The organism is Arthrobacter sp. Hiyo1 (assembly GCF_001263615.2).
Taxonomy (GTDB): domain Bacteria; phylum Actinomycetota; class Actinomycetes; order Actinomycetales; family Micrococcaceae; genus Arthrobacter.
The window spans coordinates 1-2,268 of sequence record NZ_DF952501.1; the positions used below are offsets into that span (position 1 = coordinate 1).

The window sequence follows — 2,268 nt, forward strand, 5'->3', positions numbered from 1 at the left end:
CGCGAAGGCCACGTTCATGGGCAGTCTGGCCGTATCGGATCATTTCCGTGGGCATGCGGTGGGCTGAGACGACGTCGGCTTCGAAAGGGATGCCGAATTCTGCCAGGCGTCCGCCGCGGCTTCCATGACCGGCCAGTCGGAGTCGGAGCCCATGACGAGGCCTACGATCGGGGCGGCGACAGCCGCATCCGCGTTTTCGGCTTCCATGTTCTCTGCGCTCATGCGGTCTCCTCGGAGGTGGTTTCGGCCGGCATGCGGCCGTCGCGGATGATGTCGGCCACTACGGTGGCGCGGCGTCGGATGGAGTCGACGTCCGCCGTCGAGTTGCCGACGAGGTTCACGTGCCCGATCTTGCGGCCGGCCCGCACGGACTTGCCGTAGCAGTGGACCTTTGCGGCAGGTTCGTAGGCGAGGGCCTTGGGGTAGGCGCTGAAGAGATCCTGGTTGTCGCCGCCCAGGAAGTTCTTCATGACAACTACTGCGCCGAGCGCGTCGGTGGCACCGAGCGGGAGGTTGAGGACCGCTCGCAAGTGCTGTTCGAACTGGCTCGTGACGGAGCCGTCTTGCGTCCAGTGGCCGGTGTTGTGCGGCCGCATGGCGAGCTCGTTGACCAGGAAGCCGACTCCGACGCCGGGCGTTTCGAAGAGTTCGGCCGCCATGACGCCCGTGACGCCGAGTTCATTGGCGATCCGCAGCGCTGCCTCTTCGGCCGCCGCGGCGACTTCTACGGGAATGTCCTGGGCCGGCGCAATCACTTCGTCGCAAACGCCGTCCACCTGGACGGTGTGGACTACCGGCCAAGCACGGGATTCGCCGTCTGGGGTCCTTGCGACGAGCGCGGAAAGCTCGCGGCTGAAGTCAACCTTCTCTTCCGCGAGCAGCGGGCTCATGGCGTCGAACCAGTCCGTGGTGCTCCGGGCGTCGTCGGCGGAATGGACGATGCGCACGCCTTTGCCGTCATAGCCTCCGCGCGGGGTCTTCAAGACGATCGGCCAACCGGTCTGCTCACCGAATGCCACGAGGTCCTCGACGCCGTGGACTGCAGCCCACGCCGGATTGGGGAGCCCCAAGCGGTCGATCGCGGCGCGCATCACCAGTTTGTCCTGCGCGTGCACCAGGGCATCGGGGCCGGGCTGGACGTTGACTCCGGCCTCGATCAAGGCCCGGAGGTGCTCGGTGGGAACGTGTTCGTGGTCGAAGGTCATGACGTCCAAGCCCTCCGAGAACTCAAGAAGGGCCGCGAGGTCCTTGTAGTCGCCAATGGGGGCCGTTGCTACGGCCTGGACTGCGGAAACGTCCTCACCTTCAGCAAGGACCCGGAGTTCAAAGCCGAGAGCGGTTGCGGCCGGGGCCATCATTCGTGCGAGCTGTCCGCCGCCCACCACGCCAATTACAGGAAAAGTCACAAGGTTCAGCCTACCGAACCAGCGGCTGGTTCCCAGATTCTGCTCGCCGCTGGGTCCTTGGAACCCGGCTCGAAGCCGTCGGCACGGAACAAATGGGCAAGCTCCAAGAAATCGGAGCTAAAATGGAGGCTTCGGCCCATCGGCCCCCTAGAACAACGGCCATGGAGGGTCATGATCAACACACTTGCAGATCGCATCCGCGGGCTCGCCTCGCTCTTTTGGCGCGAAGTAGCCAAGTTTGGCGCTGTCGGCGGTGTTGCGTTCGTCATAGATAACGGCTTGACCTACTATCTCATGCACGGCCCGATGTCGGACAGTGAGGCGAAGGCCCGTTTCGTCGGCGCCACCGTGGCCACCGTGTTCTCGTGGATCGCCAACCGTTTCTGGACCTTCCGCCACCGCCGCCAGCAGAACGTGGTGCGCGAGTTCGTGATGTTCATCATCATCAACGGAATTGGTATCGGCATCTCCACCGGCCTCACCGCCATCGCCAAATACGGCATGAACATCCAGGACAAGAACGTTCTCTTCGCCGCCGGAGTCGTCGGCATCCTCGTGGCCACTGTCGTGCGCTTCTTCGCCTACCGCTTCCTGGTCTTCAACAAGGAACTCGACGAAGAGCCGGCCTTCTCGCATGACCACGAGATCATCGAGGCCCACCACAGGGCCAAAGCCAAGGCCATGCATGTTGCCAGCTCCGAGACTGGCTCGGACCAAGGCGAAGACGCGGTCAAGCGCGGCTGACGTGCCTAGGCGCCGCTGACGCGCTCGTTGTCCAGCAGGTGCCGGGTGACGTCGACGTCCGGGTGCACGAGGACCACTGAACCGTCTTTGCTCCACGCGCCCAGTGCGTCCGCGAGGG

The 2,268-nt window shown here is 64.3% G+C and carries 2 protein-coding genes and 1 pseudogene; 1 reads left to right on the forward strand and 2 read right to left on the reverse strand.

What is annotated here, in order from left to right:
* A pseudogene (locus tag AHiyo1_RS24005) lies at positions 1 to 207 on the reverse strand (AIR carboxylase family protein); the annotation flags it as partial.
* An 11-nt stretch (positions 208 to 218) separates the two neighbouring features.
* Positions 219 to 1,358, reverse strand: coding sequence for a 5-(carboxyamino)imidazole ribonucleotide synthase (locus AHiyo1_RS24010; RefSeq protein WP_059390286.1), 1,140 nt, complete (start codon positions 1,356 to 1,358; stop codon positions 219 to 221).
* Positions 1,359 to 1,577: 219 nt separating this feature from the next.
* Between AHiyo1_RS24010 and AHiyo1_RS24015 the strand changes: the two genes are divergently transcribed.
* Complete coding sequence (locus tag AHiyo1_RS24015; protein WP_059390287.1) at positions 1,578 to 2,150, forward strand: GtrA family protein; 573 nt, start codon at positions 1,578 to 1,580, stop codon at positions 2,148 to 2,150.
* Positions 2,151 to 2,268: the final 118 nt, after the last annotated feature.

Bases quoted from the DNA above. Each gene is read 5' to 3' on its own strand.
- AHiyo1_RS24010 (WP_059390286.1), bottom strand. From the start codon at position 1,358: ATGATGGCCCCGGCCGCAACCGCTCTCGGCTTTGAACTCCGGGTCCTT.
- AHiyo1_RS24015 (WP_059390287.1), top strand. From the start codon at position 1,578: ATGATCAACACACTTGCAGATCGCATCCGCGGGCTCGCCTCGCTCTTT.